We start from the raw sequence: 250 nt of genomic DNA, 5'->3' as shown, positions 1-250 counted from the left end.
GAAACTCGCATTTCTGCTGGACATGCACCAAACAGGAGGTGAGCATGAGTGGCTGCAAGATTAGAATTTGAAAAACCGGTGATTGAACTGCAGACGAAAATTGCCGAACTGAAAAAATTCACCCAAGATTCGGAGATGGATTTAAGCGCTGAAATCGCAAGGCTTGAAGACCGGCTCAGCAAGCTCCAGGATGAGATTTATAAAAATCTGAAGCCGTGGGACAGAGTGCAGATCGCACGCCTTCCCGACC

General features: G+C 47.6%; 1 pseudogene. It reads left to right on the top strand.

The features are described from left to right. Nucleotides 1–48: 48 nt before the first annotated feature. A pseudogene (locus SB660_RS22535) lies at nt 49–250 on the top strand (acetyl-CoA carboxylase carboxyl transferase subunit alpha); the annotation flags it as partial.

Source organism: Bacillus sp. SIMBA_005, assembly GCF_046535585.1.
Lineage (GTDB): Bacteria > Bacillota > Bacilli > Bacillales > Bacillaceae > Bacillus > Bacillus pumilus.
Note: the sequence above shows the minus strand (reverse complement) of the source record. Positions and strands in the feature narration are given on the sequence as shown.